This window comes from Streptomyces sp. ITFR-16 (genome assembly GCF_031844705.1).
In the GTDB taxonomy this organism is placed as follows: Bacteria; Actinomycetota; Actinomycetes; order Streptomycetales; family Streptomycetaceae; genus Streptomyces.
Genome location: NZ_CP134609.1, coordinates 3319739 through 3332720, shown reverse-complemented (window position 1 = coordinate 3332720; position 12982 = coordinate 3319739). Strand labels below are relative to the sequence as shown.

General features: G+C 71.5%; 11 protein-coding genes. 7 read left to right on the top strand and 4 right to left on the bottom strand.

Features of this window, described 5'->3' with window-relative positions; translation table 11 throughout:
- Positions 1–81: 81 nt before the first annotated feature.
- The 3 genes from RLT58_RS14780 (at position 82) to RLT58_RS14770 (ending at position 2759) form a co-directional block, all read left to right on the top strand.
- Positions 82–1071 carry an ABC transporter ATP-binding protein gene (locus tag RLT58_RS14780; RefSeq protein WP_311310835.1) on the top strand — a complete coding sequence of 330 codons (990 nt, stop codon included), beginning with the start codon at positions 82–84 and terminating at the stop codon, positions 1069–1071.
- Positions 1058–1948 carry an ABC transporter permease gene (locus RLT58_RS14775; RefSeq protein ID WP_311310834.1) on the top strand — a complete coding sequence of 297 codons (891 nt, stop codon included), beginning with the start codon at positions 1058–1060 and terminating at the stop codon, positions 1946–1948. The genes RLT58_RS14780 and RLT58_RS14775 overlap by 14 nt, the downstream gene beginning before the upstream one ends.
- A 220-nt stretch (positions 1949–2168) precedes the next feature.
- Positions 2169–2759 carry a TetR/AcrR family transcriptional regulator gene (locus tag RLT58_RS14770; protein ID WP_311310833.1) on the top strand — a complete coding sequence of 197 codons (591 nt, stop codon included), beginning with the start codon at positions 2169–2171 and terminating at the stop codon, positions 2757–2759.
- A gap of 1 nt (position 2760) precedes the next feature.
- Here the strand turns inward: RLT58_RS14770 and RLT58_RS14765 are convergent, their stop codons facing one another.
- The 3 genes from RLT58_RS14765 to RLT58_RS14755 all read right to left on the bottom strand — a co-directional run bounded on the left by RLT58_RS14765 (position 2761) and on the right by RLT58_RS14755 (position 5160).
- A complete protein-coding gene (locus RLT58_RS14765; RefSeq protein WP_311303825.1) occupies positions 2761–3567 on the bottom strand; it encodes an HAD family hydrolase in 807 nt (268 codons plus the stop codon).
- Positions 3568–3776: 209 nt separating this feature from the next.
- Positions 3777–4331 carry a GNAT family N-acetyltransferase gene (locus RLT58_RS14760; RefSeq protein WP_311310832.1) on the bottom strand — a complete coding sequence of 185 codons (555 nt, stop codon included), beginning with the start codon at positions 4329–4331 and terminating at the stop codon, positions 3777–3779.
- Positions 4332–4380: 49 nt separating this feature from the next.
- Complete coding sequence (locus RLT58_RS14755) at positions 4381–5160, bottom strand: NAD(P)H-dependent oxidoreductase (RefSeq protein WP_311303824.1); 780 nt, start codon at positions 5158–5160, stop codon at positions 4381–4383.
- 156 nt (positions 5161–5316) lie between these two features.
- Between RLT58_RS14755 and RLT58_RS14750 the strand changes: the two genes are divergently transcribed.
- Positions 5317–6204: a helix-turn-helix transcriptional regulator gene (locus RLT58_RS14750; RefSeq protein ID WP_311303823.1), complete on the top strand. Its 888-nt coding sequence runs from the start codon at positions 5317–5319 to the stop codon at positions 6202–6204.
- Positions 6205–6221: 17 nt separating this feature from the next.
- On the opposite strand, the gene RLT58_RS14745 is transcribed toward RLT58_RS14750, so the two are convergent.
- A complete protein-coding gene (locus RLT58_RS14745; RefSeq protein WP_311310831.1) occupies positions 6222–9059 on the bottom strand; it encodes an eCIS core domain-containing protein in 2838 nt (945 codons plus the stop codon).
- A 366-nt stretch (positions 9060–9425) separates the two neighbouring features.
- On the opposite strand from RLT58_RS14745, the gene RLT58_RS14740 reads away from it, so the two are divergent.
- The 3 genes from RLT58_RS14740 to RLT58_RS14730 all read left to right on the top strand — a co-directional run bounded on the left by RLT58_RS14740 (position 9426) and on the right by RLT58_RS14730 (position 12950).
- Positions 9426–9866 (top strand): hypothetical protein, encoded by a 441-nt coding sequence (locus RLT58_RS14740; RefSeq protein ID WP_311310830.1) that lies wholly within the window; start codon positions 9426–9428, stop codon positions 9864–9866.
- 133 nt (positions 9867–9999) lie between these two features.
- Positions 10000–10683 carry an ABC transporter ATP-binding protein gene (locus RLT58_RS14735; protein ID WP_311303819.1) on the top strand — a complete coding sequence of 228 codons (684 nt, stop codon included), beginning with the start codon at positions 10000–10002 and terminating at the stop codon, positions 10681–10683.
- Positions 10680–12950 (top strand): ABC transporter permease, encoded by a 2271-nt coding sequence (locus RLT58_RS14730; RefSeq protein WP_311310829.1) that lies wholly within the window; start codon positions 10680–10682, stop codon positions 12948–12950. The genes RLT58_RS14735 and RLT58_RS14730 overlap by 4 nt, the downstream gene beginning before the upstream one ends.
- Positions 12951–12982 lie beyond the last annotated feature (32 nt).

Here is a 12982-nt window from a genome sequence, read left to right as displayed (position 1 = left end):
CCGTACGCCATCGCGTGACGTATCCGCCCGCCCCGCCGTAGCCTCCGTACGGCGGGGCGGGCGCGATTGTGGGGAGCAGACATGACAAGGGCGGACACCGTGCCCGTGAGCGGGCCCGTTCCGGTGGGCGGGCCCGCGCCCGTGATCGAGACGCGGGGGCTGACCAAGCGCTACCGGGGCGGCCAGCTCGCCGTGGACGGGCTCGACCTCACGGTCCCCGGCGGCAGCGTCTTCGGGTTCCTCGGGCCCAACGGCTCCGGGAAGACCACCACCATCCGGATGCTGATGGGCCTCATCGAGCCGACGTCCGGCACGGCGAGCGTCCTCGGCAGCCCCATGCCGCGCGCGGCGCGCACGGTGCTCCCGCAGGTCGGGACGCTGATCGAGGGGCCCGCGCTGTACGGGTTCCTGAGCGGCCGGGACAACCTGGTGCGCTACGACTGCGCCGACCCCACGGCGGACCCGCGCACCCGCCGTACACGCGTCGGGGACGCCCTGGAGCGGGTCGGGCTCGCCGCCGCGGCCGGCAAGAAGGCCCGGGCGTACTCCCTGGGCATGAAGCAGCGCCTCGGCCTCGCCGCCGCCCTGCTCCGGCCCCGCCGGCTGCTCGTCCTGGACGAACCCACCAACGGCCTGGACCCGCAGGGCATGCGCGAGATCCGCGCCCTGGTCCGCGAGCTGGCGGCCGACGGTACCACGGTCTTCCTCTCCTCCCACCTCCTGGACGAGATCGAGCAGGTCTGCACGCACGCGGCGGTCATGGCCCGGGGCCGGCTCATCACCCAGGGCCCCGTCGCCGACCTCGCCGCCGGCACCCGGGGCCGGCTGGCCGTCACCACCCCGGACCCGGGCGAGGCCGCCCGCATCCTGAAGGAGCACGGGATCACGGGCATCACCCAGGACGGCGACCGGGTGCGGGCCGACGCCCCGCCGGGGACCGTGGAACCGGCGGACCTGACGGCCGCGCTCGTCCGGGGCGGCGTCCGGGTCCGCTCCTTCGGCGTCGAACGGGCCTCGCTGGAGGACGCGTTCGTCGCCCTGACCGGAGAGGGATTCGATGTCGCAGGCTGAACTCGCCCCCGCCGGGGCCCGTCCGCTCCGGCGCAACCCGCTGTGGACCCTGGGCATCCTCCGCTCCGAACTCCTCACGACCCTGCGCCGCTGGCGCACGCTGGCCCTGCTCGGGGTGCTGGCGGCCGTGCCCGTACTGATCGGGATCGCGGTCCGGATCGAGACGGCGGACGGCTCCGCTGCCGGTCCGGGCGGCGGCGGGGGCGGCCCCGCGTTCCTCTCCCAGGTGACCAACAACGGTCTCTTCCTGGTCTTCGCCTCCCTCGCCGCGACGCTCCCGGTCTTCCTGCCGATGGCCGTCGGCGTCATCGCCGGCGACTCGATCGCGGGGGAGGCCAACGCGGGGATGCTGCGCTATTTGCTGGTCGCCCCGGCCGGCCGGACCCGGCTGCTGCTCGCCAAGTACGCCTCCACGCTCGCGTTCTGCCTGATCGCGACGCTCGTGGTGGCGGCCTCGGCACTGGCGGTGGGGGCGCTGCTGTTCCCCGTGGGGGAGGTCACCACGATCTCCGGGACCCGGATCGGCTTCGGCGAGGGGCTGGTGCGGGCGGGACTGATCGCGGTGGCGGTCGCGGTCTCCCTGACCGGTTTCGCGGCGCTCGGACTCTTCGTCTCGACGCTCACCAACAGTGGGATCGCGGCGATGGCCGCGACGGTCGGGGTGCTGATCACCGTACAGATCCTGGACACCATCCCGCAGCTGAGCGGAATCCACCCCTACCTGTTCCCGCACTACTGGCTGTCCTTCGCGGACCTGCTGCGCGACCCCGTCTACTGGGACGAGGTCATGAAGAACCTGGGGCTTCAGGCGTTGTACGCGGCGGTGTTCGGCTCGGCGGCCTGGGCACGGTTCACCGCGAAGGACATCACGGCCTGAACGGTTCGCACGGGCCGGCCGCTCCGGTACGGGAGAGGCACCCGCACCGCCGGCCGGGCGAGCCGTCCCCCGATCGGCTCGTCGCGGCACGAACGGCGCGAACGGTGCGAAAGCGAAAGAACGAGCCGACACGCTACGTTCCGTTTCCGCCTGTGCATTGTTCGACTTCTGGCGACGGACTGTCAACAAGGATTGGCTCGAACAGCCCTATGCTCACCGAATGATCACATCGCCGAGTTCGCTGCGCCGCAGTGAGAGCTCACGCAGGGCGACGCTGGAAGCCGCCCTCGACCTGTGCACGGAGAAGGGATACGGCCGGGTGACGGTCGAGGCGATCGCGGCCCGGGCGGGGGTCAGCAAGAAGACGATCTACCGCTGGTGGCCCTCGAAGAGCGCGGTCCTGCTGGAGGCGTTCACCGAGGCGTTGGTCACAGCGACGCCGTTCACGGACACCGGGGACATCGCCACCGACCTGCGGACGCACGTCACGGGCGCGGTCAACGTCCTGTCCATCCCGCCCTACGGCCCGGCCTACGCCGGCATACTCTCCGAGATCCACCACGACGACGCACTGGCGGAGACGGTACGCACCCAGCTGATCGAGCCCCGCGTCCAGGAGGCGGTCGACCGCCTGCGCAGCGCCCAGGACCAGGGCCAGATCCCCCCGGGCGCGGACCTGGGCCTCGCGGTGGAGATGCTGTACGGCCCGGTCTACTACCGTCACGTCCTGCGCAAGCCCATGCAGGACGAGGAAGCGGTGGCCAAGCTGGTCGACCACGTACTGCGGTCATTGGGGGCGGCGCCCGCCTGAGTCAGCCGAAGACCCGCTCCAGCACCGCGGCAACCCCGTCGTCCTCATGGGACGACGTCACCTCGTCGGCGGCGGCCCGCAGCTCCGGGTGGGCGTTGCCCATGGCCACGCCGTACCCGCACCGCCGGAACATCGGCAGATCGTTGGGCATGTCACCGAACGCGATCGCCTCGCCCGGGTCCACCCCCAGGTACTCCCCGGCCAGAGCGATCCCGGCGCCCTTGTCCACCCCGTACGGCTGGAGTTCGACCATCCCCGGACCGGAGTGCGTCACGGTGGCGAGATCCCCGACGACCGTCCGGGCGGCCGCCGCGAGCGCGTCGTCGCCCAGCGAGGGATGGCGCAGGAGCACCTTCACGACCGGCGCCGCCCACAGCTCGTCCCGGTGCCGGGTCCGCTGGGCGGGCAGGGACGCGTGCGGCATCAGATACCCGGGCTCGATGAGCGTGCGCCCCTCGTCCCCGCCCTGGTCGACCGCCGCGAAGACGGACCCCACCTGCGCCTCGATCTTCCCGAGCGCGGCCTCGGCCGCCTCCCGGTCGAGCGCGACCGCCCGGACGGTGCGCCCCGCCCCGGCGTCGTACAACTGAGCCCCCTGCCCGCACACGGCCAGCCCGTCGTACCCCAGCCCCGCCAGCAACCCCCGCACCCCCGGCACGGCCCGCCCGGTCACCACGAGATGCCGTGCCCCGGCCGCCCCGGCGAGCCGGAGCGCGGCCCGGGTCCGGGGACTCACGGTGTCGTCGCGGCGCAGCAGCGTGCCGTCGAGATCGGTGGCGACGAGGGCATATGCGGGAGGCGGGAGCATGCGGCAAGGGTAGGGCCCGCCCATTGGACGATGACTGGACGGTGCCTGGAGGGGTCTGGCCGGCCTCCCCCGGGCACCGCGACGCCGCGCGGAAGTCGTCGAGGGCGGGGACCGGTTCGTGGGCCGCGAGGCGGAAGGCGGAGCGGTCCAGCAGACCATGCCGTTCGTCCTGCGGAAAGGCCCTCCGACCTGTCACGACGGGTGTGACATCAGCGCGCCGGGCCCGGGGCGGGGCCCGGCTTCCACTCCTGGGCCAGGAGGCCGAGCAGCACCTCGTCCACGAACTCGCCCAGCACCCATCCCGAGGAGCGCAGGACGCCCTCGCGGACGAAGCCGTTGGTCTCGGCGGCGCGGAGCATCGCGGGGTTGTCCGCCAGGGTCTCGATCTGCAGACGGTGCAGGCCGCGCACGGTGAAGCCGTAGTGGCACAGCACCGCGACCACGTCCGTGCCGTAGCCCTTGCCGCGTGCGGACGGGAGCAGGCCCGGACCGATGTGCGCCGAGCGGTTGTGCGTGTCGATGCCCCACAGGCTCGCGACGCCGATCAGCGTGCCGCCGTCCCGCTCGATCACGGAGAACGGGACACGGTCCTGCTTCTCGTCGTCCACCGTGAACGGGGGATTCGAGGAGTTCGCCGCGACCGGGCGCCATGGAGCGCCCCCGGAGCGCGAGGCGTTGACCACGTCGTTGTAGAGCTCGGCCGTCAGGACCGGGATGTCGTCCTCGTGACGGGCCCTGAGCCCGACCTTGCTGCCTCTGAGCATGCGAGCTTCCTACCCGACCGGTCCGGACGGCGGCAATCGAAATACGCGGTCAGGCGCGGACGTGCAGTCCGAATCCCGTGCGGCCCTCGGCCTCCAGGCCCTCCTTCAGGTGCAGCGAGGGGATCTCGTAGTCGCCGAAGTTCTGCCGGCGGAACGCGATCGGCTCCGTCGACTCCAGCGTGAGCAGCCGCTGTTGCCACGCCTTGGCGGCGTCCTGGAAGTCCTCGCCGGTCATCCGGTCGGTGCCGTACAGCACGAACGGCGGCAGCACCTCGATCCCCGGGTAGTAGAGGATGCCGTGCTGGATCGGGAACAGCAGGTCGTCGATGGGGCCGTTGATGCCGCGCGCGGCGTAGTGCGACTCCTGGCCGCCGACCGTCACCGACAGCAGGGCCCTGCGGCCCGCGAGGGTGCCTTCGCCGTAGCGCTCGCCGTACTTGGTGTCGCTGTGCTCGCCGACGCCGTACGCGAAGTGGAAGGTGAACACCCGGTCCACCCAGCCCTTGAGGATGGCGGGCATCGAGTACCACCACAGCGGGAACTGGAAGATGACCGTGTCCGCCCACAGCAGCTTGTGCTGCTCGGCGAGGACGTCCGGGGTGAGCGTCCCCGCGTCGAAGGCCCGGCCCGAGTCACGGGCGACCTGGAGCGGGCTCGACGCGTCGGGGCCGTAGTCCGTGGCGTCCACGGCCGGCTTCCAGTTCATCGCGTACAGGTCGCTCACCCGCACCTCGTGCCCGGCGGCCTCCAGCGTGGAGACCGCGAGGTCCTTGAGCGAGCCGTTGAGCGACTTCGGTTCCGGGTGGGCGTGGACGATCAGCGTCTTCATGAGGTGTCCTTCGGGTCGGGTGCCGGGTGGTGGCGTCTGCCCTCGATTCAAGGCGCCGTGACGCCCGCTGTTCAGGGGCGCCCCGACCGTCGGACGGGACTTCCTGGTATCGGCAGGACCACCCTCGCCGGCCGTACCGCGGCAATACTGGAGGGCATGGACGATCTCGCGGGCTTCCTGCGCACCCGGCGTTCCCGGGTCGACCCGGCCGCCGTCGGCATCCCCACCGACAGCCGCCGCCGGGTCGAGGGGCTGCGCCGCGAGGAGGTCGCCCACCTGTCCGGGGTCAGCGTCGACTACTACGTACGCCTGGAGCAGGGCCGCGCGACCCAGCCCTCCGAGCAGGTCCTCGACGCGCTCGCCCGCGTCCTCGGCCTCGACGACACCGAGCGCGGACATCTGCACCGCCTCGCCCGGCAGCGCCGCCGCCGCGCGAAGGTGCCGGGCGGGCGGGTCCGGCCGGAGGTGCTGCGCGTCCTCGGCCTGGTCCCCGACGCACCCGCGCTGATCATGGACCACCGTCTGGACGTCCTCGCCGGGAACCGCCTCGCCGGGCTCCTCTACGGCCGCCCGCTCCCGGGCCTGAACACCGCCCGGCACATCTTCCTGGAGGAGGCCGAGCGCGGCCTCTACGCGGACTGGGAGACCTGCACCCTCGACGTCGTCGGGCACCTGCGCCTGGCCGCCGGCACCTACCCCGACGACCCCCGCCTCGCCTCGCTCATCGGCGAGCTGGCGATGGGCAGCGAGCGCTTCCGCCGCCTCTGGGCCCGCGCGGACGTGCGCGCCCGCACCCACGGCCGCAAGGCCTACCGGCACCCGCTGGTCGGACTGCTGGAACTGCACCAGGAGAACTTCGCGCTGCCGGACGAGCCGGGCCGCGAGCTGCTGGTGCTCTCCGCCGCCCCCGGCAGCCCCACCGAGGACGGGCTGCGCCTCCTGGCGGGCCTGGGCGCGGACAGCGGGACCCCGGGCGACGACGGGGACGGCGCGCGTCCGGCGGCGCGCGCCGCCGGACGCCGGGAGCGCCGCTCAGAGGACTGACGGCCGCGCCCCGGTCCTCACACCTCCGTCGCGCAGACGTGCTCGTACCAGGCGCTGCCGCCCTTCGTCGGGTCGTGGCTCGCGTCCTGCTTCCACTCGCTCTTGGTCACCTTGAAGCTGGCGCCCGGCATGAGCAGGACCTCGGCCTCGGTGCCCAGGTAGCGGTGGAAGGGCTCGATGTCACGGCCGTACTTCCCGGTGAGCGTCAGCTCCAGCAGGATCCGGTGCGTCACCGTGCCCGAGACCTGCTGGTCGCGCATGAATCCCATGGCCACCGGCTCGTCCCTGCTGGTGCTGTCGAAGGAGCTGGTGAAGACGGCGCCCGGCCGGTAGTTCAGCGCGGCCTGCTTGCCGAACTGGTAGACCGACTCGTCCCCGCCGGCGTTCCAGTCGCCGCGGAAGACCTTGCCGGTGGCGGGAGGCAGCCGGTGCAGCGCCTCGATCGTCATGTCGGCGTGCGCCTTCATCTCCTCGAAGAGCACGGGGGCCAGGACGTCGATGCGTGCGTTGATGACGGTGATCGCCGCCTGCTTGGCCACGGGGTTCGTGCCCCGGGCGTCCGCGAGCTGCGGGGCGACCACCGGGTCCTCTTCGAGCGTGGCCACGAACTCGCTGGAGGGGTCCTGGGCGGCCCAGCGGAGCTGCTTCTTGATCTGCTGAAGCGAGAGGGCCTCGGCGCCGGCGGTGGCCAGGCCGACAGTGCCGTACGGTGCGTACGCCTCGGGCAGCAGCCGGCTGCGCACCACCGAGTTGATCATCTGGTGCGCGCCGCCCGTGTAGGCCATCAGCGCGGTCGCGTGGGCGGGCTTGAGCTTCTCGGCGACGGCCGCGGTCGAGGCGTTGCCGTTCCTCGTCTTCCATTGCGCGATCTCCGCCGTGGGCGCGGTGTCGCCCGCCAGGAAGTCGTTGTACTTGGCTGTCACCTCACCGGCTGTCGTCTGGCCGGGCTCCATGAACCCGCTCGCCGCCGGGTCGACCGCACGCGGCTTGTTGGCCTCGGCGAGATACATCAGCTCGTGCGGGAACTGCCCGTCGACGCAGACGTTCCGCCGCAGCTCCTCCTCCGTGAAGGGCGCGATCCTCTGGTACATCAGCGCCGCGCCCTTGCCCGCCTGCGCGGCGGACTCGCCCGGCCCCTTGACCCCGGCCGCCCAGGAGCCGCGCAGGATCTCGTAGAGCGAGTGGTCCCAGGACGGCAGCATCCAGCCCATCACGGCCATCCGGTAGTCGAAGACGTCCACCCCGGGCACGTTGATCCACTGGAAGGTCTTGAGCATCCGGGTCGTGGTCCCGGACATGCCCGCGACGATCGCGATGCCGCGCTCGGCGTTCGCCTTCGGCCAGGCCTCGTTCTGCTGGATCTCCCAGTAGGCGGTGCCCTCGTTCCAGGGCAGCTTGTCGTCCGGGCCGGGCTTGCCGACGAAGTCCAGTTCGCGCTGGCTGAGCGGGGCGCCCCGGTTCTCGTAGTCGCGGGGCGTCTTGCGGTGGGCCTCCTTGTCGGCCTCGCTCCGCTCCTTGCGCGGCCCCTGACTGCTGATCATTTCGAGGGTGTCGCCCGCCATGGCCTCCGAGTCCGACTGCCACAGCAGCCCGCCCAGCGCGTACGGGTCCTTCTCGTAGTTGTAGCCCTTGCCGACCAGGTTCGCCGCGGCCCACAGGGGCGGCCGGGACCAGCCGTTGAGGAATGCGGAGTGCTTCTTCAGCTCCTCCTCGTTCATGCCGAGGGTCGAGGCCAGCTGCGGCTTGGGCCCGATGATGCCGTTGAGGATGTCCTTGAGGGAGAGCTTGGCGCCCTTGTTGTAGTACGCCGCGTTGTAGACGGCCGTGATCAGCTCGCGGACGTTGCCGTCCCGGGAGAAGAACGCGTTGATCTGGGCGGTGGTCATCTTGTCGCCCACCTGCCCGGCGCTCGTCTTGTCGTCCTTGAAGAACGACTTGTTGGCGAGCGCGGTGTCCTTGTGCTCCGTGCGGGCGTAGTTGATGAGCAGCTGCTTGAGCCGGTTCACCGTCTTGCGTGCCGCCGCGAGCGCCCTCGGGTGCCCGAAGGAGTACGCGCCGAGCCGCTTCTCGAACTCCTCGGCCGACGCCTGCCAGCCCGTGTTCGCGTAGTACTGCGCGTGGTCGAAGGGCGCCTCGCCGTCGCCGAAGCGCTGGACGGCGATCTCCCCGCCGGTACGGGACGGCGCGGCGGCCGTCCGCTGCACCGGCGCCGCCCCGGTGGGCGCGGGACCGGACAGGACCCGGCGGGCGTTCTCCTCCGCCGCGCGCTCGAAGCGGTCGGAGGGGTCCGAGACCCTGAGCCCCGAGCCGTTGTCGGTGCCCGCCACCGGCCCCTGGCGCTGCTGGATGACATGGGTCAGCTCATGGGCCAGGGTGTGCCGGTCCGCGCCGCCGGCGCCGATGACGACATGGCTGCCGGAGGTGTAGGCGCGCGCCCCGACCTCGGCCGCCGAGCGCTGGGCGCTCGGCCCGGTGTGCAGCCGTACGTCGGAGAAGTCGGCGCCGAGCCGCGCCTCCATCTCCGTACGGACCGGCCCGTCCAGCGGCCGTCCGGCGGCCCGCAGTACGTCCGGCACGGACGAACGCTGCACGGGGGCGGAGTCGTCGTGGCCGCAGGATGCACCGTGTCCGTGGCCCTCGGCCTGCCGCCGCCGTTGCAGCGCCTCGACGGCCGCGGCGTTGCCGGCCGTGCGCTGCAACGCCAGGAGTTCCAGGGCCGCCGGGCCGGCGGCCGGCCCCGCCAGCCCAACGGGCCCGGCGGACAGGGCCTGACCGGCGGTGTCGGCCGTCTGCGCCCCGGCGGGCGCGGTCCGGGCGCGACGGGCAGCGGTGTCCTGCTGGTCCTGTAGACGCATGGTCCGATCATCGGCCATCGCACCCGGGCCGAACAGGCCGTCCGGCCTGCTACTGGACGCAGAACTCGTTGCCCTCCGGGGCACCCCGCGCCCCGGTCCCGTGCACGTCCCCCTGTTGTCCCGCAATCCACTGCGGATGACGACCGTCTCCGGACGGACGGCCTCGTCAGCCATTCCGAATAGCCTGAAGGCGGGAGCGAAATGAGTGGTCGAAGTAGTGCGACCAGGAGTGTCCGACATTCCGCCACGGGTGCGGCGGCATACCCATGTGAAGGTGAATTCCCTTGAGTGTTACGGTCTTTGGGCTTGTCGGACCGGGCTGACGAAGACCGGCCCGGCGAGGAGCACACTCAACGGGAGGAAAGCATGAAGCGCACGATAGCGATCGGAGCCCTGACCTGCGCCCTGTTCGCAGGAGGAGTCGGTGTCGCCTTCGCGGGGGCGAGTGGTGGAACGGAAGCCACCGCCTCTTGGCACAAAATCTCCACACGCAAGAGCAGCGGAGTCTCCTTCCATTCGGGCTCGTACAAGTTCGAGCCCAAGGGTGCCAATCACGGCGCCTTTCATTGGAAGGGCTGGCTGAAGGACACCAACTCCGGTGACGGCCACAACGTCTACGTTCAGGTCCGCGTCGAGGGATACAGCTGGGGCCGCTTCAACGGAAAGCAGAAGAAGTCCGTGTGGAAGGACAAGCTGTCGTACGACGGCGCGGCCCTCTACACCAACGACGCCTGGATCAGGGCGTGCCGTGACCGCGGTTCGTTCCATCCGGACAACTGCTCGCCGACGAAGTACTACAAGCGGTAAACCGGGAGACACGCGCCGCCCCGTCCGGTAGTGAAGGGCGGCATCGTTCACCCCTGGTGAGGGTCCCGGTCGGGCAGGCGGCTCCCGCCGCGTGTACCGCCGGGGCCCCGCCGGGTCTACTGGGGAAGACATCATGGATACGACAGACGTGCTGGCGGCACGGGGAGTTGACCTCTCCTACGGCTCCACACCCGCGGTGCGTGACGCGCACCTCTCGGTCGCGCGCGGTCAGGTGACCGCGATCACCGGTGCCAGCGGTTCGGGCAAGTCGTCACTGCTCTACTGCCTCGCCGGGGTGCTTCCGCCCGAGCGTGGCGAGGTCTGGTTCGAGGGCCAACCGTTCAGTGAGCTGGACGACGAGGAGATCAGCTCCCTGCGTCGCGAACGGTTCGGTTTCGTCTTCCAGTACGGTGAGCTGCTGCCGGAGCTGACCGTGGAGGAGAACACCGCGCTCCCCCTGCGACTGGCGGGCCGCCGTAAGGGGCCCGCGCTCAAAACGGCCGTGGAGGTGCTGGACCGGCTCGGTATCGCCGCCCTCCGCGACCGGCGTCCGTCACAGATCTCGGGCGGGCAGAGTCAGCGGGTGGCCGTGGCCCGGGCGCTCGTGCATCAGCCGTCCGTGGTGTTCGCGGACGAGCCCACCGGTTCACTGGACAGCGCCAACGCGAGTGCGGTGCTGCAGGAGTTCCTCTCCCTGGCCCGTTCGCAGAACGCGGCCGTTCTGCTGGTCACCCACGACCCCGGTGTGGCTGCGTTGGCGGATCAGCGCTGGACCATGACCGACGGCATTCTGTCCGCGGCGGGGGGCGGGGCGTGAGGGAGTTCCTTCTGGGGCTGCGTCTGCTGACGGGCTCGGGGCGTGGTGTCCGGGCCCGCTTCTGGCTTATGACGCTGGGCAGTTCGCTCGGGGTGTGCTGCCTCGCCCTCGTCCTGACGATCCCGGCCATCCTCGACGCCCGCGACGGCCGTGCCGCCGACCGGAGCCCGGTCGTCCACTCCGGCAAGCCGGCCTCCGGCAGCACTCTCGTTCTGGAGCGGACAGACCCGCACGGATCGCGCCCGTTCAGCCGGGTATTCATCGCGCGCGGCAGCCGGGACACTCCCGGACCACCCCCTGGAATCAGCGAACTTCCTTCTCCTGGTGAGGTGTTCGTCTCTCCGGCGCTGCGAGATCAGCTACGCCGCGAGCCGGGTCTGAAGGGACTGCTCCCGGGGACTGTGAAGGGTGTCATCGCCCCGTCCGGTCTCACCGACCCCACCGAGTTGTACGCCTATGTCGGGGTCGACCGGGCCGGCCTCACCGATCCCAATGCCACCCGCGCCCTGAGAAGCTGGGGCAAGGGCTATTCCCCGAACCCCGCTGTCGATCCCTCCACCCTCGACATCCTGCGCTTCACCTTGGCCACTCTGGTGCTCTTGCCGCTGGGCGTCTACCTCTCGGTCTGCGCCAGGCTGTCGGCCGCCAGCCGCAACCGCCGACTTGCCGCGCTGCGGTTGCTGGGGCTGAGCGCGAAGGGAACTCAGCGGGTCAACGCCGCCGAGACCGTGGTGGCCGCGCTGCTCGGCGCGGTGCTGGGCATCGCCGAGTACTGGCTGCTCAACCAGATCATGGCCCGTACCGGGCTGCCGGGCCTCAAGTGGTACTCCGGGGACGGCGCTCCGACCCCGGGCACGCTCGCGCTGTGCCTGCTCGGCTGCCCCGCACTCGCCTGGTTCGTCGGCCGTGCCAGCGCCCGTGCCGCCGCAGCCGACCCACTGAGCACGCGCCGCACGGCCGTGCCCCGCACCCCCAGGATCTGGGGTGGCCTCGTCCTGGTCACCGGTCTCGGCATCGTCACCGGGTACAGCCTGACGGGTATGACCTCGCGCCCTGCGGACAGCTCCGGCCTCAACGCCCTTCTCGTGCCCCTCGGGGTGCTCATGACCGGCCTCGGCCTGGTCCTGGCGATGCCGCTCCTCTCGTATCTGCTGGCCCGCCGCCTCGCCGGCGTCCGGTCGCTGGCGCTCAGCCTCGCCATGCGCCGCAACGAGGTCGAGCCGGGCAGCGCGATGCGTGTCGTCAGCGGACTCGTCCTGCTCGTCTTCTCCGCGTCCCTCGCTCAGGGAGTCCTGGTCGAGGAGTCCCAGATCACCCGGTCCTCCTCACCGGTACAGGAGTACGGGGTCCCACTGGCCGGACTCAGCGCGCAACAGCGCGCGGAACTGGTCGCCATTCCCCAGCTGCGCGCCCACGCCCTCATCATGGAGCCTCCCTTCGACCAGGACGCGGCGGGCCCGCGCATTCCGGCCCGTGCCCTGGTCGCCACCTGTGCCCAGTTGGAGCGGATCGTGCGGCATGCGGAGGGATGCGTCGAGGGCAAGGTACTCCGGCTGACCGACCCAGAGGTGACGACGGAACCCGTGGCGCCCTCCACGATCCGGCTGCGGCAGGGCGATCGACAGGTGTCGTTGCGGATCGAGGTGCCCTCGCAAGGGGTGCTGTTCTCCGGGTACGACGTCACGTCCGTGGACACTCCGGTGCTCTATCCGCCGTCCAAGCTGCCGCCCGGCGCCGTTCCGGTCACCGGCACGCTGGTGCTCGTCAGCGCGTCAACCCCGGGTACGGTCCGGGCGGTGCTGGACCGGATCGGAGCCATCGCCCCCACGGCGGATGTCGATCCGGTCGGGGTCAACGTCGACGGACTCCAGCAGATCCGTGTCATCGAGACTCTGCTCGCCCTGGGCATGGTGATGGGGCTGATCGTCGGGGTGGCGGCGTTCCTGGTGTCCGCGACCGACCGCGCGGTGGAGCGGCGGCCTCAGGTGACTGCTCTCGCCCTGATCGGCGCCCGGCCGCGCTTTCTGCGCCTGGTGCAGTGCGCACAGGTGGTGCTGCCCCTGCTGGTGGGGCTGGTGCTGGCCCTGGCCACCGGCAAGCTCGCCGAGACCGCGTACCTGGTGACCGGGGGCGGCGAGGTGTTCTGGGACGGAGCCGGTGTGCCACTGCTCGTGACGGCGAGCATCACCGTCCTCCTGTTCACCGTGGGCGGCACCCTCCCTCTGGTGGGCCGCAGGATCGACCCGGAACTGATCCGACGCGACTGAGCGGACAGGGGCCCGGCGCGGGCGGGGCGCAA